Origin of the sequence: Pukyongia salina, assembly GCF_002966125.1 — a bacterium.
Lineage (GTDB): Bacteria > Bacteroidota > Bacteroidia > Flavobacteriales > Flavobacteriaceae > Pukyongia > Pukyongia salina.
Genome location: NZ_CP027062.1, coordinates 1,050,121 through 1,069,779 on the forward strand (window position 1 = coordinate 1,050,121; position 19,659 = coordinate 1,069,779).

A 19,659-nucleotide genomic window follows, 5' to 3' on the forward strand; every position below is an offset into this window, starting at 1 on the left:
GTGGTTTATTGTTTTAACAAAAACGTTAAACAATCAAAAATAGAAATCCGGTGAGAACTTCGTGTTAAATATATACTAAAAACTACAATTCTTTAATATCTGCGGAAGGAATCCATCCATCTTTTCCATCTGCCAGCCTAATTCTAACCCAATTTGTTTCCCGGTCCAATACCTGAACCTTGGTCCCTTCATGGATCACAAAACTTACTTCTCCGCCAACTGAGGGGGCATCTTTAACCTCAACTTTTTCCGAGAAAACAATAGCGGGATTGTCACTTTGAAAATCGGAATAGGTTGTAAATGCCATGGATACGCTCGCTATCAATAGAAAAAGTGATACCACTGAAGTAGCGAATAGTATTCTCTTTCTTCTTTCTGAAGCCGAAAAATAATAGGCTAGAAAAAGAAGCACAAAGCAAAATGAAAAAATTACGCCGGTAGTCGCCCATCCATCGAAGTCGGTAACCCCAGAAATGCGCTTATACCAGGTTTTAAACACGGTTTGTGGTAAGGGTTCGATTACATCTATTCTGGCGTTTTCGGCGAAAGCCAGATTATTCTTTATATCATTATCATTTGGATCCAGTATTCTTGCCTTCTCATAATAGTATATACTAGGGCCAATTTTATTGAGTTTATAATGCGCATTACCCAGGTTAAAATACAATTCGGGCGATTCTTCTCCGTTTTCAATGATCTGCTTCCAGGTATCGATCGCCTCTTGATAATTCTCTGCTTTGTATGCCTCCTTACCAGCGTTGAACATAGCATCAGACTGGGCCATTACCGGCAACATTACTAAAAATAAACCTGTTAATATCAAGAACTTCATCTTCATCGTACAAGTTGTTTATCTATAGTTGAAATAACCGATACTGCCTTATCGTAATCCTGTTGAATAGTTACGTTAGACGCCGGAGTATAACGGGCGTATTCGCAACTCTTCAGGATACTAATAAAGGTATCTATAGTGGATTGTTCCGCTCCTTTTTGCTGAAGAAAGGTACTTATTTTTTCTTTACTGAATTCGCTGGTCTCTATAGCGAGTTTGGCTTTTAAATAATTGTGCAGCGCTCGTTCCATCGCTTCATAAAAGACTACCTTATCGCCCATCGATCTTTTTGCTTCTGAAAGATATTTCCTGGCCAGTCTATCCGCCTTCCGAAGTTTATTTCCCTGAATGTCCGCCAGGTGTTGCTTGCGTTTTCTGCCGGCAAAAATAAATATTGGGATAAGTAGTATTGGTCCCCCAAGAAGACTCCAGAATAAAGCCGACTTAAAAAACGGTGTTTGAGTTATCGGTACGAGATTTGTTTTCAGCTTGATATACTTAAACTGATCTTCGTTAAAAACCACCACTGGATTCTTGCTGGTGGATGTAGTTTCACTACCGCTGCTATTAGTAACCGGGCCATTGATAACATTGAGCACGATCTCATTAGAGCTAAGGGTTTTATAGGTCTCCGACTTTGGATCGAAATACGAAAAAGTTATAGGACGGATTGGATAGTCTCCCTTAAATTGAGGCACAATTGTATAATTTTCTGAAATTGATCCTCGCATCCCATCTGCCTGAGTATTTACATTATTGGTCCGCTCCGGCTCATAGACTTCCAAAGCACTTGGTAATTTAACCGAAGGTAGATCGAATAATTTCAAATTACCCTTTCCACTTACTTTAACGCTTAACTGCAAGGCTTCGTTAGCATCAAGACTAGTTTTATCTGTGGTCACATCGAAGGTGAAATCTCCAACCGCACCATTGAAATTGTCTGGTCGCCCTTCCGCCGGTAATGGCTTTACATCTATGGTCCTGTTTCCCGCCGATATAGTTTTGTTCACGCGGGTCATCAATCTGCGTCCAAACAGATCCCGTTTGTTTGTTTCCACATCGATGGGAACATCCAGCGTTAAAGGCTCTATACTTAGTTTCCCGGTTTTTTGAGGATATAACACCGTGGTTTGTACGATGATATAGCGATAATCTGTTCTCCCGTTATATTCCCCTTCATAAACAGTAAAATTGCCGCGATTGGAAATCGTCTGACTCCAGAAATCGGCGTATTTAGGAGTGTCGATCTCTCTGAACCCCCTGGTTAGATTAACATCGTTAGATACATACAACCTGTACTGAATAGTGATCGCCTCATTGAGGTATGGGTTTGTATTGGAGATATTCGCCACCAGATGTACATTTTCACTGGCAACATATTCGGCATTATCGCCGTCCTTTGGTCGTTCAACAGCTGCGGTTACCTCAACTTTAACCGGGGTTGTTTTGTAGGTTTCCCCATCAATCAGGATGGTGGCCTGGCCTATAGTAAAAGTTCCTCTGGACAAAGGTGTAAGATAATACGAGTATGTCTTGGAGTAACTGCGTTTTCCATTGATGTACGAATTACTAATGGCCTGGTTAGGACCTCCAACCACCCGAAATCCTTCAAAAGACGGGGGATTGAAATTATCGCCATCCTGATTCATTTCAAAATCAACTCTCAGACGTTCGTTCACTCCAAGTTTATTCTTACTCACTTTAGCCTCAAACTGAACCTGGGCATGAACACCTCCAAATCCAATGAATAGGAATAATATGAATATGAAATACGAGCGTTTCATCGTTTACCAGTCTTTATTCGATTTAACTTTTGCTCCCTTTTGCTTGCGCGCATTGATCTTGTCCTGTACTTTCTTTTCTTCATTGTTCATGGCCTCTAACAGGTTCTGTACCTGTTGCGGAGACAATTGGCCAGGAACCGGTTTCTGTTGCTGTGGACTGTCCTTTTCGCCCTCCTTCTGGTCTTTGGGATCCTTAGGATTTCCACGATCATCTTTATTCTCGCCATCTTTGTTCTCATCTTTTTCATCGCCCTTATCCTCGTTCTCCTTTTCGTCTCCTTCATCTCCTTCCTTATCCTTTCCGTTATCGTCCTTATTTTCGTTCTCATCTTTATTCTCCTCATTATCCTTATTCTCCTCATCCTTGTTGTCGTCGCCTCCCTGTGGCGGATTCTTCTCGAGCATTTCCTTCGCCAAGGCGAGATTGTAACGCGTTTCTTCGTCGGTAGGATTATTTCGTAATGCATTTTTATAGGCTTCAACCGCTTCCTGGTATTTCTTTGCATTCATAAAGGTGTTCCCCAAATTATGATAGGCTTTATGCTTTTCAGGTTTCGACACGGCTACTTCGGCGGCCTGAACATAGCGTCGCATTGCTTCATCGTTAAGGGCCTTATTATAATATGCATTTCCCAGGTTGTATTTTCCTGTTTCGTTTGAAGGTAATAAAGCGATCGCCTTCCGCAGGTCTACTTCGGCATCTATGAAATCATCCGATTTCAATTCGGAGCTCGCAGAGCGTAACAAATTTGTGGCTTTCTTCTCTATCTTTTGCTGTTCCTTATCATTCTGGGCTACCAATATTGTAGTCATTAAGAAACACAATGGTACAAACCATCGTTTCAAATTAATCCCGAAATATTTATTTAATCGTCTTTCCATGTCACTATTCCTTTTCATTAAATAAATTTAATTTTCGCACCCAGGCAGTTTTCCGTTCTAATAGTAATATATCAACTATCAGCAAAAATAATGCAGCCGCCAGAAACCATTGAAACTGATCCTTAAAATCTGTAAACTGCTTGGCATCGAATTCCTTTTTATCCATACCATTTAAAATAGCGGTGACTTCTTCTACCACCTCCTTGGTATTATTACCCTCGATATACTTGCCGTTGGCCTGAGACGCTATCTCTTGTAATCTGTCTTCTCCTAATCTGGTGATCACCTGCTCGTTATTCTCATCCCTTTTATAATACTGCAACACCCCGTTTCGTTTAATGGGAATAGGCCCTCCGGCGGCTGTTCCCACTCCTATGGTATAGATCCTTATTCCTTCCGAAGCTGCCTCTTCGGCGATCTCGGAAAGGTTACCTTCGTGGTCCTCTCCATCGGAAATTATAAATAAAACCCGGTTGGTCTGCTCCTCATCATCGTAATAGGTCTTAGCCATGGCAATGGCTTCGGTGATAGCGGTCCCCTGAGAGGACACCATATCGGTGTTCATGCCGTTCAGAAACAATTTTGCCGAAGAGAAATCGGTAGTGATGGGAACCTGTGGAAACGCACTTCCTGCATAACCAATAATCCCAATCCGATCCCCTGCCAGACTATTAATGATCTGTGTCACTAACTGCTTGGATTTCTCCAGCCTGTTAGGCGCAATATCTTCAGCAAGCATACTCTTTGAAACATCAAGGGCAAAAACCACATCCACACCTTCACGTTTCACTGTTTCAAGTTTCGTGCCTATTTTTGGGTTAACCAGGGCAAAAGAAAGAGCAGCCAGAGCCAGACAAAACACAGATATTTTTAATATCGATTTAAACGTTGACCTGTCCGGGCTTAGTTTCCGAAGCAAATTACTATCTGCAAATTTCTTCTGTGTGCGATGTTTCCAAAACAGTACCAACAGGAACAGCACGGCCACCACCGGGATGGCGAACAGCAGATAAAAATATATGGGTTCCTCTAATTGATACATAGTTGTTAACTCTTTGTTTTAAATAAAACTTCTAAATATTGTAAATCTCAATAAAAACTCCAATCCTAGTAATACCAAGGCCAGCAGCACCAGAGGCCGAAATTTTTCTTCGTAATTGGTATATTTGAATTCTTCAATATCTGTCTTCTCAAGCTTGTTTATCTCGTCATAGATCTCATTGAGTTTGGTGGTACTTGTAGCCCTGAAATATTGCCCCCCGGTCGTTGCGGCAATCTCTTTTAACAGCTCCTCGTCGATCTCTACCTGTATGCTGCCGTACTGAAAACTTCCATCTGGCCTGATCCCAATTGGAGACTGTGCCATGCCGTTGGTTCCCAGACCGATCGTATACACTTTGATTCCAAATTCTACTGCCAATTCGCTGGCAATCTTCGGGTCGATAAATCCGGTGTTGTTCACACCATCGGTTAACAAGATGATAACTTTGCTTTTCGCCCTACTTTCCTTTAGCCTGTTAACCGCTGTTGCCAGACCCATCCCTATAGCGGTCCCGGGATCGATAACAGTGTTATATCGCAGGCTTTTTAAAGACGAAAGAACAATACTCTTGTCGCTGGTTAGTGGTGTTTTTGTATAACTTTCACCAGCATATTCCACCAAGCCAATCCTATCGTTAGGCCGGGCGTTTATAAAACGTGCAGCAACAGTTTTTAAGGCTTCCAACCTGCTAGGCCTTAGATCGCGGGCCAGCATACTTGCCGAAACGTCTATTGCCATTACTATATCGATCCCTTTCGTAGTTTTAATTCGCGTAGACTCGTCCACGGTTCGAGGTCTGGCCAGTGCCACAATGATCGCGGCCAAAGCCAATAATCTAAGTACAAATAAAAACGGACGCAGCTTGGACAGCCAGTTCTTACTGGTCTTAAATCCCTTTAAACTTGAAATAGACAAGCTAGCAGTTTGCCGATGGCGTTTCCAGATATACCAAACAACAAGGAGAGGCAGCAATAATAGCAGCCAGAAAAACTCGGGATTTACATATTCAAATCTGTTCATCACTTCGTCGCTTGTTGTGCGGGTTGTTGTACTTCCAGTTCTATAGAATTACGAATCCTATCCACCAGCTGTTCGGCGTATGGATCGGAGTCCAGGGAAGCGATTATCACCTGTTGTAGGGCTCCTTTCTGCCCAAACACCAGCATTTCATAGTTCTGGGTATCGTTTCCTTTCACAAATGGGTTATCGCTTTCAAAGCTTCCGTAGGCTTTTAAGCCTTTTATTCCTTTTTCGGTTTCAAAGCTTTCGGTTTTAACAACCATATTCTTAGCTCCCTGTGCTTCGAAAGCTGCAAGGGAAGATTCGAGAATCTTTTCAAGATCACCTTCCAGCGGTTGCTTGTACAAGGTGGTGTTCACCACTATATAGAAACGATCCACAAGGCTGCCGTACACGAAAAGTGAGTTATTCTCAATTTCCTGTTTCGTTGCTTCCGGTAAATTGAGTTCTTTCCGTTTTAGCACAACAGGAGTTTCCATGATCACAGCCGGCACTCCATATTCACTTCGGTACCATTGTCCTTCCACCAGATCCTTGGTAGGGTGGCCAATGATATTATCCTTTAAATAATCCCATCCGTAAGTATAAGAAAGTATTCCCCCGGCTATAATAATAGTTGCCACGCCTATTGCCCCACCATATATGATGCGTTTTGTTCTTCTCTTCCTTCGTTGTTCCTGGGCATAGAGTTCGTTCATCAGCAATTCTTCTTCGGTAGGCTCTGGTACCACTTCATGAGTTTCGGTAATGATCTCCTCGACGGCATTTCTGTCTGTTGACGCCTGCAACTGATCAATTTCCATTTTGGCAAATTTTACAAGATCTGCACGCTTCAAAATTGAATTAAGTTTGGCAATAGTTTCAGAGTCGAACTCAAAGTGTCCCGCATCCTTGTGCAGCTGAAGTCGTTCTATTAATTCGTCGGTAGTGCTTTCCAGTGCTGTATCATCTATTTCCCTGTCCAGGTATCGTTTTACGATCTCTGTAAGCTGAGAATAGTAGTCTTTAGAACGTCTGCTCTTTAATAAATTGGATGCATCCAGTTTTTGAAGCGAAGCTAATGCCTCTTCGTAAGGTGGCAATTGTTCTTCTCTTGCTTCTCTTTGTTTTTTTCTTCTGAAAAGATACCAGCCTACTCCCACGATCAATAGTAATGGAACGAGCCAATACAGTAATTTCAGAAAATTAAAAGGAGACGATCCAACCTCAATAAAAGGTTTGATCTCGTACATCTTCTGTTTGGTGGTATCTACCGGGACATCGGCCACTTCTATCATGATAGAATCTGTACTAAATACTCGTTCGTTGATCACGATCTTCTGGGGTGGAATAGTATAAGAGCCGGAGTCGAATTGTGTAAGGCCATACTTCTTGATCAATCTATATTTAGCCTGCTCGAAGGTGGTGTCCACCTTATAGGATTCGATCATTTCAAGCGGCAGAAACGACTGTCCTTCCGGAAACAACACCAGATCTGTACTATCTGCAACCACCTCGACAGTATACTTGATCTCTTCTCCTATACGAATATTTGTAGTATCTACCCCGGAGGTTAGCTGGGCCTGAGCGGTAAAGCCAACCAAAAAACATGTAGCTATAACCGCGTACCTCGCATTATGGAGGAAAAGTTCAAGTAGGTTATATGTTGTCTTTCTGTTCATGGTCCTTCTAAGCACGTCTTTTAAAATATCCCAATAGTTTTTTTACATAGCTTTCGTCGACCCGGCAACTAATGGCACCTGCGCCACTTTTAGTAAACGCATCCTGAAAATAATCCACTCGCTCCCTATAATAACGATGGTAATTCATTCTAACAGCTTTCGAGCCTGTGTTTACCAGTAAGTTCTCCCCGGTTTCTTCGTCCTGCATTTCTACTACCCCCAAATTTGGGATCTCTTCCTCCCTGGGATCGAACACCCGTATACCAGTTACATCATGCTTCTTAGCCACGATCTTCAAGGTGTCGCGATAATCATGTGTGATGAAATCGGATAAGACAAAGACGATCGCCTTTTTCTTCATCACATTGGTAAGGTATTTTAATGCCTGTGCTACATCGGTCTTTTTGCTTTGAGGGCGGAATTCGATCAATTCCCTGATTATTCGGAGCACGTGCGACTTTCCTTTCTTGGGAGGTATAAACAGTTCGATCTCGTCTGAAAAAAGGATAAGCCCCGTTTTATCATTATTCTGCATAGCCGAAAAAGCAAGTGTAGCAGCTATTTCGGTTACTACTTCATTTTTAAACTGACTTTGGGTTCCGAAGAATTCTGAACCACTTACGTCTACAACAAGCATTAAGGTTAATTCGCGCTCCTCTTCGAACACTTTTATAAAAGGCTCATTGTAGCGGGCCGTAACGTTCCAATCGATATTCCTAACGTCATCTCCAAACTGGTATTGACGCACCTCGCTGAAGGTCATACCTCTTCCTTTAAAAGTACTATGGTACTCTCCCCCGAACACGTGGTCGCTCAACCTACGGGTTTTGATCTCGATCTTACGTACTTTCTTGAGAAGTTCTTTCGTATCCATTTTCAGTAAACTTTAAAAAGCTTGCAGTTGTGAATTGTTCTATTCAGCCAGGTTTGTTTCCTTAGGAATATATCGCACTGCGTACTGACTACGGTACTTCAATTACGTTGACGATTTTATTTATAAGATCTTCGGAAGTGACATTTTCGGCTTCTGCTTCGTAAGTAACCCCAATTCTGTGTCGAAGCACATCGTGTACCACGGCTCGAACATCTTCCGGGATTACATAACCCCGCCGTTTAATGAAGGCATAACATTTAGATGCCATTGCAAGGTTTATACTACCTCTTGGCGAAGCCCCGAAACCGATCAATGGTTTGATTTCGGATAGGTTATAGTTTTCCGGGTCGCGGGTTGCAAAAATAATGTCTAGTATATATTTTTCGATCTTTTCGTCCATGTAGACATCTCTAACCGATTTCTGCGCCCTTAAGATCTGGTCGATGGTAACAACCGGGTTGATGGTCTCGAAACCATCTTTCAGATTTTGTCTAATGATAAGTTGTTCCTCAGCCAGTTTTGGATAATCGATCACTGTTTTTAGCATAAACCTGTCTACCTGAGCCTCGGGAAGTGGATAAGTTCCTTCCTGTTCGATCGGGTTTTGGGTTGCCATTACAAGAAATGGCCGGTCCAGTTTAAAGGTATCTTCACCAATGGTCACCTGCTTTTCCTGCATAGCTTCCAGCAAGGCCGATTGAACTTTAGCCGGAGCCCTGTTGATCTCATCTGCCAACACAAAATTTGCGAAAATAGGACCTTTTTTTATGCTGAAATCGTTAAGCTTCATATTGTAGATGAGCGTTCCTACCACGTCTGCCGGCAGGAGATCCGGGGTAAACTGTATTCTACTGAAAGAGCCATGAACAGCCTGTGCCAGGGTGTTTATGGCTAAGGTCTTTGCCAATCCGGGAACACCCTCAAGCAAAATATGTCCCTGCCCCAGTAAACCAATTAGGAGACGTTCCACCATGTGTTTTTGGCCAACAATCACCTTGTTCATTTCCAGTGTAAGGATATCTACAAAAGCACTTTCCTTTTCAATTTTTTCGTTTAACGCACCAATGTCTAATGCAGTCGTTACTTCTTCCATTTTAAGTAATTGTTTAACTATATTGAATGTGGTTGATTATGTTCCGCAAATTGCTTATTTATTATGGTTTATCCTGTTAATGATTGGTTAAAAATATAAGGGATAAAGCCGCTGCAGTCTTTTAATTGTTAGGCTCAATTCATTACCTTTAAAACTTCCAAAAAAAAACTATGGCCGTAAAATTTTCACGCATCATTCAGGGATGTATGGGTTGGGGAATATGGGGAGTCGATCTTTCGGAAAAAGAAATGACACATCGTATCCATCATTGTATGGAACAGGGAATTACTAGTTTTGACCATGCCGATATCTATGGCGATTATACTACGGAGGCTTCCTTCGGAAATGCCCTTAGTAACAGCAACGTAAAAAGAGAAGACATTGAAATTATATCGAAGTGTGGAATACAGTACGTTGGGAAGACTCGTACAAATGAAATAAAACATTATCAGTACGACGCCAAATACATAGTGTGGAGTGCCGAAAAGTCCATTTCAGATCTAAAATGCGACTATCTAGATCTATTGCTGCTACATAGGCCCAGCCCCTTGATGCAACCGGAAGAGATCGCCATAGCGGTGGAAAGATTAACAGCCGAAGGAAAGATAAAAGCGTTCGGACTTTCAAATTTCACTCCTTCTCAAACTGCACTAGTCGCGTCCAAAAACGATATTTCTGCCAACCAGATCGAGTTTTCAATCACTGCCAACGAAGCGATGTGGAATGGCAGCCTGGATGATATGATGCTTAAGGGGATTACCCCAATGTGCTGGAGCCCCCTTGGATCTGTCTTCAGAGAAGAAACCGATCAGACAATACGAATACATAAGGAATTGGACGAATTAACTAAAAAATACAACGCTACTAAAGATCAGCTACTTCTTGCCTGGATACTGAAGCATCCTTCGGGCATTCATCCGGTGATAGGCACTTCAAATCCCGAAAGGATCACACTTGCCGCCGCAGCGGCAGAGATCGAACTTTCGGAAGTAGATTGGTTTAAACTACTGGTAGCAAGCAGAGGTGAAAAAGTGCCTTAGTACATTGTCATATCTATCGTACCCAATGCGGTAACCTCACCTTTTCTTATCATCACATCCTCTATCTGAGAGATTTGTACTGTACCGTTTTTGGTGGCTGAAATGATCACATTGTAAACCCCGTCATCGAATCCATTGATAAAGAATTCCCCTTTTTCGCTCACGGTTCCTTTTAGTGTGGAAGAATCATTGGATGCACAAATAGTAACAGTTGCTTCCGGGGCAATTACAGCGCCAAGGATAGCGCCATCGGTAGGTATGGCATCCTTTGTTACCAATACGGAATTGGCTTCGGTCTTTTCCATATTCTTGTTAGGTATTCCCAATAGTATAAAGCCCAATATCAAGATAGGCAAGCTGATCAATGTCCAAATCTTCCAGTTCATAATATATTCGATTTCTTACTTAAATATACATTCCGAAAGGAAGATAAAGCACTCAGTTAACAATGATTAACGCGCTCTTTAACCTGCATTTAACACATAGAAAATACGCTAAAAAAAAAGCAGACCTTTCGGCCTGCCGTTATTCAACTAACCAATATATTATTGCATGGTGACTGTCTCGATCGTAGTCACCGATCCCACGTTTACCTCTACGTTGGGAATAACTACCGGTGGTAAATTCAACGACGCATCTGCTTCTACCGTTAATTGGTAGCTTCCTTCCGGAACACCGCTTAACATAAATATACCTTCAGAGTTGGTATACGAGCTAACTTCGGTTGTACCATTGCTGGCTGTAACCATCGATTGAATTCCTGCTGGAAGAACCATCCCGGTTACAGCACCCGATTCGGCCGCGGTAGTAGCTCGAATTACCGGGTTCAGGCTAAAATTTCCATTTCCCTGTGCCACTACAGATGCGTCCACGTCGAAATCCAGGATGAACTCGTAAAACACTCCTGTTTCCAGGGTTTGATTTACGTTCACCTTTAACCCGGTTTGCTGGGCACTAGGTGTGCTTAGTGGATAGGTCTGCCCATCCACAACAATAGTGTTTTGGTCTCCAAGGACAAGACGGATCTGGCTAATATTACCAGCATCGATCTCGTTGTCCACAAGCAATACCGAAGCACCTCCTGTGAGTTCCAGCAAGTTGTAGACACCTGCATTGATCGTCCCTATGGATACTTCGGATTCGTTTCCACTGTATTTCACCAAAACATCCTCAACATCTACGTACACAGCTTCATAGTCTCCGGGCGCATCAACCAGTTTAACAGATACCCGGGAAGATGTTTCGCCGGTCGAGTTGTTTGAATCGTCATTACTGCACGACGCCACACCTATTACAAGGAGTAACGAAAGGCATATTCGAAAAAATTTGTTGTTGCTCATAATTACAATTTTTTAAATTTAGGTTTGTGTCATCAAACATAAAAATTGTACTTTTCTCTCACCAAGCACTTAACAATCCTTAACAACGAAATGGGTGAGTATTAACTCAATTTTTAAAATTCGTTTAGGCCCTTTCACATGATTTTATGAAAAAATACACTGCCCTCATCACCGGAGCAACCTCCGGCATCGGAATGGCAACCGCCAGATTATTCGCCGCCAACGGAGTGAACCTGGTGATCTGTGGCCGAAGGGTTGACAGGCTGGAGGCATTGAAAGAAGAACTTTCGGAGCGCGTTTGTGTACATTCGTTGGTTTTTGACGTTCGGAACAAGGAGCTCGTATTTAAAAGCATAGGCGGTCTGCCCAAAGACTTTTCAGAAATAAATATCCTTATCAATAATGCAGGCAATGCGCACGGGCTGGACCCCATCCACAAAGGAAGTACAGACGATTGGGACGCCATGCTGGACATCAATGTGAAAGGGTTATTATATGTTTCGAAAGCAGTACTGCCCGGGATGCTGGAAAGAGGTAGCGGACACATTATTAATATAGGTTCTACCGCCGGCAAGGAAGTTTACCCAAATGGAAACGTTTATTGCGCCAGTAAACATGCCGTAGAGGCTATTAACCAGGGAATGCGTTTAGATCTTAATGGAAAAGGAATAAAGGTTGCAGCCATTAATCCAGGCATGGTAGAAACAGAGTTCAGCCAGGTGCGTTTTAAAGGCGACAAGGACCGGGCCGCCAATGTTTATAAAGGCTTTACTCCATTATCTCCTGAAGATATTGCGGACATAATTTGGTTTGCCGTTACCCGGCCACCTCATGTTAATATAGCCGATCTAACCGTGATGAGCCTGGATCAGGCATCGAGTACTGTTGTGAATAAATCAAAATGAATTATTCACTATTTTTTATTGTTATTTTTTATTGATTAAAATGGCGCATTTTAATTCCCATACAGAGTTAGAGGTATATAAGTTGGCTCGCGAAATCAACAAGGAGGTTTGGAATTTAATTGTCACTACCCCTCTCGGAAATGATTATAAACTTCGGGATCAGATTAACGGGTCCTCAGGTTCAATAATGGATAATATTGCTGAAGGCTTTGGACGGGGTGGGAACAGAGAATTTATAAATTTTCTGAGCTATTCCAGGGGTTCTTGTTTCGAAACCGAATCGCAGCTTCAAAGAGCGTACGATAGGGATCATATTTCTGAAGAGGACTTCATGGCGATTTCCCGCAAAACGCGTGATTTATCCGATCAGATCTCCAGATTTATAAACTATTTGAAGTCAACTCCCCGAAAAGGATCGAAGTTTGATTAGTTTAGGTAAATTCAGATCATTAAATGATAATCGCAATAAAAAATAGATAATAACAATAAATAATAAGTAATAGTAATAAGTAATAAATAATAACCTTGATCAACAAACGCCTTCTGGTAAAGAACCTTCTCGCTCATAATGATGAGTGTAGTTTTTACGACAAAAAACGACAGATCGACCTGGGTAGTAAGGAAGGGAAGGCCAAGTTCCTGAAACATATCTGTGCCCTAAGTAACAGCAACCCGGCTAACAACAGTTATATAGTAGTGGGGGTAGAGGATGAGAATAATGAAATAAGAGGGGTGGATTTCTTCGATGACAGCAAGATCCAAAACCTGGTGAATGCCTACCTCAGCAACCCGCCGTTGATCTCCTACGAAAATATCATGTTCCCGCATTTACCCACAGACAAGGTAGTGGGGCTGGTTACAATACGGCCAACGGGAGAAATTACTTCCTTGCGTAAGAACATATGGAAATACTGGGGTGGATCAATCTTTTTGCGGGATGGGAGCATTTCCATGCCAAAAGATTTCGATATTGAGATCAAGGATGTGAATTCGGAGATTGTTAGGGCTATCGAGAATAAAGCCAAGAACAATATCGAACACACCCTGGACGGGGTGATCGACTTTTTAAATAACAGGCACAATGATCTGCCCTCCAATTACAAGGTGTTTAAAGAGCAATTTGTGGTTTGTTGGGCTGGAATTCCGAAGCAGGTAAAAGGAGAAACCTACTACTCCAGGGTAGACATTGAACTTATCAATGAGCAGGTTCGATTGTTCTATTCGGCACTGGATGAGATAAGCATAGAATATAATGATGATTATTTCAGAATTCTGGAATATGTGAATTTAGGGCTGAATAAGCAGTTTAAATATTATCCTCTTGAGGAGGTCACAATTAATTTTATGGAAAACGGATCGTATTTCATGAACTCTGAACTCGTTTTTACACCCCCGCAATTCAATAAAAAGACCCTATACCATATCTACAATGCCAATAATGCACTGGTTAAAAAACTTCAGAAAAAAATCCCTTTAAACCCTGCTGAACAAAAAGATCTTACCCATCTTCCGGAGACCTATCTCATTTGTTACCTTAACGATTTTACCGAAGCCATCGATAAATTGATGGAATCTCAACCTTATTTGAAACAAATTGGAGGAAATGTATACCAATCGTTTAAAGAAGCGCAGCGTATCCTGAGAAAGGTAAAGTATAATTAATACAGTATTGAACTAATTTTGTAATTTGAGGTATTAAATTCGTGTTGACCCCATTCACTCCAAAAAATTGTTTATGATAAATCTATACCTTCTAATCATTGCGTCTCTTATATTCACTACCGGGATAGCACAATGCTTCACAAATCCTACAGTTCAAACAGATTATCAGGCAGATGCCATGGCGTTTGTTTTACGCGATATTCAAAGTGATCCCACCGATCCAGATTTCGACAATCCTCTTATATCAGCCAGCAGAATTGTTCCCTACATAGAAAAGCTTTCTGCTATTTATGAAAATCCGAATGGAGAAGCTATTGTGGATTCAATTTTCAATGAGTTTCAAATACATGCTAATTATGAGATCGGTCAATCATTGAATTACAGCACCATATATCTGCAGGTGGATCACGCTGCTCCCTGGTTAAATGCCTTTCTTACCACGGGAGTCTCAGGTAACAATACCCTCGATAATTTAATGATCGGTTATGAATTCTCGATCACTTCAGACGCACCGTTGACTAATTATCACTGGGTAGTGATCGACACAAATATCCCCGCACTAAACACACCCGCATTAGTAGACGACTTTCTTATGGTAAGTGATATCCTAGGAGTTGAGGCTTCTCCTGCTGGGGTGGCAGAACGACTGAATTATACAGGTATTCCTTATGTACTAAATGGCTGGGACGTTGCAGCTACCGATATAACCTTCGATGGCAGCCTGGTGTGCTTCTCTCTGTATTCCGGGGATTGTTTCGCAGGCTGTTTGTATTCTAAATCGTTTTGCGTAAATGTGAGTGAAGATTGTGAGGTGGAGTTTTTCCTAGGAAATGAAGAGCATATATTCGATAATGTGTTAATCTATCCTAACCCGGCGAGAGACATCATTAATACTCAAGTGATGCCTAATGTTTTCCACACCTACTCTATTTATAATATAGGTGGCCAAATTATCCATGATTCTGAAGAAATTTCTACAACGATCAATGTCTCTTCTCTTCCTTCCGGTATTTATTTTATAGAATTTCAAACGACCGAAGGACAAAAACATATTCAAAAATTTATTAAACAATAACATCTTAAACCTGATCAACAATGGGCTTATTCGACAAGATAAAAGAAAAACTAAGCAACGAATTTATTGATATCATTGAGTGGCTGGACTATACCGATGACACTATCTGCCATCGCTTCGAACGCTACCAGAATGAAATAAAGAACAACGCCAAATTAATTGTTCGCGAAGGACAAACCACTGTTTTCGTGAATGAAGGTAAGCTGGCAGACGTATTCGAGCCGGGCACCTATACCCTAAATACACAAAACCTTCCTATCCTAACAACGCTCAAAGGATGGAAATATGGTTTCGACAGCCCCTTTAAGGCTGAGGTGTATTTTGTGAACACGCATTTATTTACCGATGAAAAATGGGGGACAAAAAATCCAATCACTCTTAACGACGAACGATTTGGTTTGGTAGAGATCCGTGCCTTCGGAACCTATGCGTTCAGGATTAGTGATCCGGGAATATTTATAAAAGACATCGTGGGAACCGATAATAATTTCACCAATTTCGAGATCAACGAACATTTGAAAAGCCTTATCGCCACCCGTTTTACCGATACAGTGGGAGAGGCCAATCTGCCTATCGAATTGTACGCCGCCAATACTTCCGAATTAAGTGAGACTTGTAAAGAGGTAATGCAGCCGGAGTTTCAAAGCGTTGGGATCTCTCTGGAGAAATTCTTTATCGAAAACGTATCCATGCCCGAGGATCTTAAAAAAGAGATCTTCGAATACAGCCGTATAGACAAACTGGATCTGGACAAACTCACCAAATTTAAAACAGCAAAAGCCATAGAAGCGGCAGCTACCAATGAAGGTGGTACCGCCGGTGCCGGAATGGGAATGGGAATGGGCTTCGTGCTTGCTCAACAAATGGGCGGGATGATGAGCCCTCAAATGGGAGGACAGCAAATGCCTCCACAGCAACAGGCAGCAGCTATGCCTCCTCCAATGCCGCAGGCAGTACAATATTTTTATGCGGCTAATGGACAGCAGCACGGCCCCGTTAGTTTTGAACAACTTAAATCGTTATTTGCCAATCGAACCGTGAACAGAGATTCTCTTGTTTGGAAACAGGGAATGAGTGAATGGGCGGCCCTGAAAGATGTGGAAGAATTGAAAGCCTTCCTGGGAGGCAGCACTCCTCCTCCACTTCCGGGAGCATAAGATGATGCAAGAAGCAGCAGAGAAAAAATCGGAATTAAAAAAGTCCTGCATTAATTGCGGTGCAGAGATGTTATATGCGCCGGGAACCACCGAGTTGCAATGTGAATATTGTGGCTATTCTCAACAAATCCCTCCTAACGAATCGGGTTTCCAGGAACTCGAGTTGAACACCTATCTCGATTCTCTGGGCCATCATTCGCATAGCCAGGCTATTTTAATGCTGCAATGTAAGAACTGCGGGGCCAATCAACACATTGAAGAGCATTATAAATCGCTGCACTGTGTGTATTGTAATTCTCCATTGATCATAGAAGATGCCCAAAAAGAAGAATGGATCCTGCCGGGTGCCGTACTGCCATTTCAAATAGACCAGAAATCTGCACATCGCATTTTCCAGAAGTGGGTTAAGGGCCTGTGGTGGGCCCCGAACAAATTAAAAAAGGCAAGTCTGGACCCTCAGAATACAAAGGGTTTATATTCCCCCTATTGGACTTTCGATGCACAATTATATGCCAATTATGTTGGGCAGCGTGGTGATTATTACTACGTTTCGGTGCCTTATACCACCACTGTAAATGGTAAGACTGTAACCCGTATGCGGCAGGAACGGAGAACACGTTGGACTCCCGCAAGCGGAAGCATCTCCGGATTTGTAGATGATACACTTATAAAAGCTTCAACGCAACGCTCTGGGGTGATCCCTAGAAAAGTTGCTCGCTGGGACCTGAGCAAATTGGTGCCTTTCGACAGTAGTTATCTGTCTGGATTTGTAACCGAAAAATATACTATCCCGTTAAAGGATGGACATCTTGACGCAGAGAAAGAAGCCGAACGAATTGCCGATCGTTGGGCGCGAAGGGATATAGGCGGGGATACCCAGCGCATTCACTCTATTGATATGCGCCTAACCGAGCAAACATTTAAACACATTCTTCTTCCCGTTTATATAAGTGCGTATCGCTATAAGGGAAAGCGATATAATTTCTTTGTTAACGGACAGTCCGGTGTGCTTTCGGGGCAACGGCCCTATTCGTTCTGGAAGATATTCCTGTTTGTTCTAATGATCATTGCTATCTTATCGGTCATCGTATTTTTTACCAACCAGGGATGAGAACATTAGTAGTAGGTGATATACACGGTGGCCTTCGAGGGTTGATTCAGGTTTTGGAAAAAGTAGTTCCGAGCGCTGATGATCGATTTATTTTTATAGGCGATTATGTGGACGGATGGAGTGAGAATGCTGAAACCGTTTCTTTTTTACTGAATTTTTCCAATTCCCATAACTGTGTCTTCATTCGAGGAAATCACGACGAACTGGTATGTGATTTTCTGAAAAATAAGGATGAAAAACCAATGTGGCTGGCACATGGGGGGCAGGCAACTAAAGATAGTTACGCTAACTATTCACAAGATGAGGTCGACAGACATATTGTTTTCTTTGAGTCGCTTCAGAATTATTATATAGATGAAAAGAACAGATTGTTCTTACATGCCGGATTTACCAATATGCACGGGCCACAGCATGAGTACTACCCCAATCTGGTTTACTGGGATCGTACTTTGTGGGAGATGGTGTGTAGTCTGGACACTGATATAACTCCCGAAGATCCCCTCTATCCACTTCGCCTGAAATTGTTTTCCCAGATCTATATAGGCCATACGCCGGTCACTCGTATTGGCGAGACCGTTCCGGTGAAGAAAGCAAATGTGTGGAATGTAGATACAGGGGCCGCTTTTAAAGGGCCACTTTCCATACTTGATGCGGACAGCAAAGAGCTATGGCAAAGCGATCCTGTATGGACCTTATATCCCGAAGAGCAGGGGCGAAACTAAGCCAAAATGTATTCTTTATAAACGGCTATGGGGATCAATGCTGTCCAGCCGCAAAAATCTTTTTTTGCTGGCATACCGTAAGAAACCAGATCCGGCGCATAATTTTCCCAAAACGTACCTGTGGCTTCGAACACCGTGGCAACACTTCGGTACACTTTGCTTGCCAGATCTCTGGCCAGATCGTCTTCGCCGTTTTCCGTAAGGCCCTTAAGAACCATATACACAGTAGGAGCCCATACACCTCCTAACCAGTAATCACCCCAGCCAACATAATCGGGGTCGACCGCAGAGAGAGCAGGAAGTGGAGTTTTACGATAAAATTCATCCGGATTGCGCAGGTGTTCAATGAAATGCTTCATCCTGTCCTCGGGAACGATCTTCCCCAGCAATGCCCAGTACATCCCAATATGTCTTCTTGGAACCTGTTTATCGTACCCCAGGTCGTAATAGAATTTATCCTGGTCGTTCCAGCATTTTTCGTTGACCGCTGTTTTAATTCGTTCATGAATATCCATAAAGGCTTCTATATCGCTATCATTTCCGGTTATTTTCGCGATCTCTGAAAGTTGCAGAGCGAACATGGCCATCTGTGATGAAAAATCCACCAGCCGTGCCTGCTTATTCCATAATCCCTGTTTAGTTTCAACGTATTGCTCTATGAAGTATTGAAGTTTGGTTTCTGCAGATTCGTTCATAGCTGCTAAACGTTCTCCCAATTCGTGGTGGGTTAGACCATTGCCAGTTTCCGGTTCCCAATCTCGTGGAGCTCTCGGAATATTATCCATGCCCATCCCTAAAGTATCTCCATAAAAAAGATCGTCATCCATCATATATCTGTTCACATGAAACTCGAAATTCTTTTTCAGTGTTGGGTAAACTTTTTTCAGGCGAGCGCTGTCCTTGGCGATCTTGAAGATCTCCCATTCGGCGAATGCGAGTAAGGGTGGGTTTATCGAAACAGGATGCTCTTTAGACCACAGTGCCCTGCCATCCTGCCTGTATTCGCGGCAGATATACCCATCCTCCTCCATTTGTTCGTAAAAATTATCTAAAGCTTGATAAACCGGAAGTTCATCCAGATGATATTTAGCGAAGCAGCACATAAAGCAAGTGTCCCACAGAAATATATTTGGAGAAAACGCGGCATCGATAAATGGCTTTTTGAAAAATGGTTCGGAGGCCCCTCCTCTAACTTTAGACTTGGTGATCTCCAGTGCCTTAGCATACATGGCCTCCGAAAGATCCGGGCTTACGCCGTCTCTGGATTCTCTTTCTATTTCTTCGGAAGTTTTTTGTGAGGTGTCGTTGCAGGACGACAATAAACCAAGACCAACCACACCTCCTGCAAGGCCAATGTTCTTTGCAAAATCTCTACGTTTCATAAATTTCGGTATAAAAATTAAAGATAAGGTTTTAAACAAAAAAAACCGCCTCGATTGAGGCGGTTTGTATGTAGTTA

General features: G+C 42.4%; 19 protein-coding genes. 8 read left to right on the forward strand and 11 right to left on the reverse strand.

Annotated features, from left to right (window positions below):
* Positions 1–82: 82 nt before the first annotated feature.
* The 8 genes from C5O00_RS04675 to C5O00_RS04710 form a co-directional block, all read right to left on the reverse strand.
* Positions 83–838, reverse strand: coding sequence for a tetratricopeptide repeat protein (locus tag C5O00_RS04675; RefSeq protein WP_244593028.1), 756 nt, complete (start codon positions 836–838; stop codon positions 83–85).
* The gene (gene batD / locus C5O00_RS04680) at positions 835–2,616 is read right to left on the reverse strand and encodes an aerotolerance protein BatD (RefSeq protein ID WP_105215385.1); all 1,782 of its coding nucleotides are present in this window, start codon (positions 2,614–2,616) and stop codon (positions 835–837) included. Before batD ends, C5O00_RS04675 begins: the two co-directional genes overlap by 4 nt.
* Before the next feature lie 3 nt (positions 2,617–2,619).
* Positions 2,620–3,516 (reverse strand): TPR repeat aerotolerance protein BatC, encoded by an 897-nt coding sequence (gene batC, locus C5O00_RS04685; protein ID WP_105215386.1) that lies wholly within the window; start codon positions 3,514–3,516, stop codon positions 2,620–2,622.
* Complete coding sequence (locus C5O00_RS04690) at positions 3,503–4,540, reverse strand: VWA domain-containing protein (RefSeq protein WP_105215387.1); 1,038 nt, start codon at positions 4,538–4,540, stop codon at positions 3,503–3,505. Before C5O00_RS04690 ends, batC begins: the two co-directional genes overlap by 14 nt.
* An 18-nt stretch (positions 4,541–4,558) precedes the next feature.
* Positions 4,559–5,560, reverse strand: a complete 1,002-nt coding sequence (locus C5O00_RS04695) for a vWA domain-containing protein (RefSeq protein WP_105215388.1) — start codon at positions 5,558–5,560, stop codon at positions 4,559–4,561.
* Positions 5,560–7,221 (reverse strand): BatD family protein, encoded by a 1,662-nt coding sequence (locus C5O00_RS04700; protein ID WP_105215389.1) that lies wholly within the window; start codon positions 7,219–7,221, stop codon positions 5,560–5,562. The genes C5O00_RS04695 and C5O00_RS04700 overlap by 1 nt, the downstream gene beginning before the upstream one ends.
* A 7-nt stretch (positions 7,222–7,228) precedes the next feature.
* The gene (locus C5O00_RS04705) at positions 7,229–8,095 is read right to left on the reverse strand and encodes a DUF58 domain-containing protein (protein WP_105215390.1); all 867 of its coding nucleotides are present in this window, start codon (positions 8,093–8,095) and stop codon (positions 7,229–7,231) included.
* Positions 8,096–8,183: 88 nt separating this feature from the next.
* Entirely contained in the window at positions 8,184–9,188 is a 1,005-nt protein-coding gene (locus C5O00_RS04710) for an AAA family ATPase (RefSeq protein ID WP_105215391.1), read from the reverse strand.
* Between the two features lie 170 nt (positions 9,189–9,358).
* Between C5O00_RS04710 and C5O00_RS04715 the strand changes: the two genes are divergently transcribed.
* Complete coding sequence (locus C5O00_RS04715) at positions 9,359–10,228, forward strand: aldo/keto reductase (RefSeq protein WP_105215393.1); 870 nt, start codon at positions 9,359–9,361, stop codon at positions 10,226–10,228.
* On the opposite strand, the gene C5O00_RS04720 is transcribed toward C5O00_RS04715, so the two are convergent.
* On the reverse strand, positions 10,225–10,614 hold the full coding sequence (locus tag C5O00_RS04720; protein ID WP_105215395.1) for a peptidase associated/transthyretin-like domain-containing protein: 390 nt from the start codon (positions 10,612–10,614) through the stop codon (positions 10,225–10,227). The genes C5O00_RS04715 and C5O00_RS04720 overlap by 4 nt on opposite strands.
* A 159-nt stretch (positions 10,615–10,773) precedes the next feature.
* Positions 10,774–11,568: a DUF4382 domain-containing protein gene (locus C5O00_RS04725; protein ID WP_105215397.1), complete on the reverse strand. Its 795-nt coding sequence runs from the start codon at positions 11,566–11,568 to the stop codon at positions 10,774–10,776.
* Between the two features lie 146 nt (positions 11,569–11,714).
* Here C5O00_RS04725 and C5O00_RS04730 point away from each other — a divergent pair, with 146 nt between their 5' ends.
* The 7 genes from C5O00_RS04730 to C5O00_RS04760 all read left to right on the forward strand — a co-directional run bounded on the left by C5O00_RS04730 (position 11,715) and on the right by C5O00_RS04760 (position 18,200).
* A complete protein-coding gene (locus C5O00_RS04730) occupies positions 11,715–12,473 on the forward strand; it encodes an SDR family NAD(P)-dependent oxidoreductase (RefSeq protein WP_105215398.1) in 759 nt (252 codons plus the stop codon).
* 40 nt (positions 12,474–12,513) lie between these two features.
* Positions 12,514–12,903, forward strand: a complete 390-nt coding sequence (locus C5O00_RS04735) for a four helix bundle protein (RefSeq protein ID WP_105215400.1) — start codon at positions 12,514–12,516, stop codon at positions 12,901–12,903.
* Between the two features lie 95 nt (positions 12,904–12,998).
* Complete coding sequence (locus tag C5O00_RS04740) at positions 12,999–14,135, forward strand: ATP-binding protein (protein ID WP_105215402.1); 1,137 nt, start codon at positions 12,999–13,001, stop codon at positions 14,133–14,135.
* 73 nt (positions 14,136–14,208) lie between these two features.
* Positions 14,209–15,210, forward strand: a complete 1,002-nt coding sequence (locus C5O00_RS04745; protein ID WP_105215404.1) for a T9SS type A sorting domain-containing protein — start codon at positions 14,209–14,211, stop codon at positions 15,208–15,210.
* 20 nt (positions 15,211–15,230) lie between these two features.
* Positions 15,231–16,367: an SPFH domain-containing protein gene (locus tag C5O00_RS04750; protein WP_105215406.1), complete on the forward strand. Its 1,137-nt coding sequence runs from the start codon at positions 15,231–15,233 to the stop codon at positions 16,365–16,367.
* A gap of 4 nt (positions 16,368–16,371) precedes the next feature.
* The gene (locus C5O00_RS04755; protein ID WP_105217574.1) at positions 16,372–17,478 is read left to right on the forward strand and encodes a TFIIB-type zinc ribbon-containing protein; all 1,107 of its coding nucleotides are present in this window, start codon (positions 16,372–16,374) and stop codon (positions 17,476–17,478) included.
* Complete coding sequence (locus tag C5O00_RS04760; RefSeq protein ID WP_105215408.1) at positions 17,475–18,200, forward strand: metallophosphoesterase; 726 nt, start codon at positions 17,475–17,477, stop codon at positions 18,198–18,200. Before C5O00_RS04755 ends, C5O00_RS04760 begins: the two co-directional genes overlap by 4 nt.
* On the opposite strand, the gene C5O00_RS04765 is transcribed toward C5O00_RS04760, so the two are convergent.
* Complete coding sequence (locus tag C5O00_RS04765) at positions 18,197–19,582, reverse strand: MGH1-like glycoside hydrolase domain-containing protein (RefSeq protein ID WP_105215410.1); 1,386 nt, start codon at positions 19,580–19,582, stop codon at positions 18,197–18,199. The genes C5O00_RS04760 and C5O00_RS04765 overlap by 4 nt on opposite strands.
* Positions 19,583–19,659: the final 77 nt, after the last annotated feature.

What these genes read in the sequence shown, in the direction of transcription:
- C5O00_RS04675 (WP_244593028.1), bottom strand. Translation starts at nt 838, where the DNA reads ATGAAGATGAAGTTCTTGATATTAACAGGTTTATTTTTAGTAATGTTG.
- batD (WP_105215385.1), bottom strand. Translation starts at nt 2,616, where the DNA reads ATGAAACGCTCGTATTTCATATTCATATTATTCCTATTCATTGGATTT.
- batC (WP_105215386.1), bottom strand. Translation starts at nt 3,516, where the DNA reads ATGAAAAGGAATAGTGACATGGAAAGACGATTAAATAAATATTTCGGG.
- C5O00_RS04690 (WP_105215387.1), bottom strand. Translation starts at nt 4,540, where the DNA reads ATGTATCAATTAGAGGAACCCATATATTTTTATCTGCTGTTCGCCATC.
- C5O00_RS04695 (WP_105215388.1), bottom strand. Translation starts at nt 5,560, where the DNA reads ATGAACAGATTTGAATATGTAAATCCCGAGTTTTTCTGGCTGCTATTA.
- C5O00_RS04700 (WP_105215389.1), bottom strand. Translation starts at nt 7,221, where the DNA reads ATGAACAGAAAGACAACATATAACCTACTTGAACTTTTCCTCCATAAT.
- C5O00_RS04705 (WP_105215390.1), bottom strand. Translation starts at nt 8,095, where the DNA reads ATGGATACGAAAGAACTTCTCAAGAAAGTACGTAAGATCGAGATCAAA.
- C5O00_RS04710 (WP_105215391.1), bottom strand. Translation starts at nt 9,188, where the DNA reads ATGGAAGAAGTAACGACTGCATTAGACATTGGTGCGTTAAACGAAAAA.
- C5O00_RS04715 (WP_105215393.1), top strand. Translation starts at nt 9,359, where the DNA reads ATGGCCGTAAAATTTTCACGCATCATTCAGGGATGTATGGGTTGGGGA.
- C5O00_RS04720 (WP_105215395.1), bottom strand. Translation starts at nt 10,614, where the DNA reads ATGAACTGGAAGATTTGGACATTGATCAGCTTGCCTATCTTGATATTG.
- C5O00_RS04725 (WP_105215397.1), bottom strand. Translation starts at nt 11,568, where the DNA reads ATGAGCAACAACAAATTTTTTCGAATATGCCTTTCGTTACTCCTTGTA.
- C5O00_RS04730 (WP_105215398.1), top strand. Translation starts at nt 11,715, where the DNA reads ATGAAAAAATACACTGCCCTCATCACCGGAGCAACCTCCGGCATCGGA.
- C5O00_RS04735 (WP_105215400.1), top strand. Translation starts at nt 12,514, where the DNA reads ATGGCGCATTTTAATTCCCATACAGAGTTAGAGGTATATAAGTTGGCT.
- C5O00_RS04745 (WP_105215404.1), top strand. Translation starts at nt 14,209, where the DNA reads ATGATAAATCTATACCTTCTAATCATTGCGTCTCTTATATTCACTACC.
- C5O00_RS04750 (WP_105215406.1), top strand. Translation starts at nt 15,231, where the DNA reads ATGGGCTTATTCGACAAGATAAAAGAAAAACTAAGCAACGAATTTATT.
- C5O00_RS04755 (WP_105217574.1), top strand. Translation starts at nt 16,372, where the DNA reads ATGCAAGAAGCAGCAGAGAAAAAATCGGAATTAAAAAAGTCCTGCATT.
- C5O00_RS04760 (WP_105215408.1), top strand. Translation starts at nt 17,475, where the DNA reads ATGAGAACATTAGTAGTAGGTGATATACACGGTGGCCTTCGAGGGTTG.
- C5O00_RS04765 (WP_105215410.1), bottom strand. Translation starts at nt 19,582, where the DNA reads ATGAAACGTAGAGATTTTGCAAAGAACATTGGCCTTGCAGGAGGTGTG.